Origin of the sequence: Leptolyngbya sp. CCY15150, from assembly GCF_016888135.1 — a bacterium.
In the GTDB taxonomy this organism is placed as follows: domain Bacteria; phylum Cyanobacteriota; class Cyanobacteriia; order RECH01; family RECH01; genus RECH01.
Map to the genome: position 1 here is coordinate 1 of NZ_JACSWB010000234.1, position 370 is coordinate 370.

General features: G+C 53.8%; 1 pseudogene. It reads left to right on the top strand.

The annotated features are described in order from the left end of the window. Positions 1–348 (top strand): annotated as a pseudogene (locus JUJ53_RS18145) (hypothetical protein); the annotation flags it as partial. Positions 349–370: the final 22 nt, after the last annotated feature.

Consider the following 370-nt stretch of genomic DNA (forward strand, 5'->3'; position numbering starts at 1 on the left):
GCCGAGCATTTTGGGGTGGGTCACGATAAGCATATCGTGCTGTCGTTCGATCAAGCGGGATGGCCCATGAGTGACAAGTTGGAGGTACCCGAGGGGATCCATGTGCTGCCCATGCCGCCGTACTCACCCGAGTTACAACCGGCCGAACGGCTGTGGCCCCTGGTTAATGAGGTGTTAGCCAATCAAGTGTTTGAGTCGATCGAGTCGGTTGAAGACCTGGTTTACCAACGCTGTCAGCGATTGTTGCAGCAGCAAGACCTGATTCGAGGTCTCACGTTTTACGATTGGTGGCCAGGGTACGACAGGGACACTCATGTCGCCTCATCATGTGCATTCAACCCGACTTGATATAACGCTCTTCAATGACTCT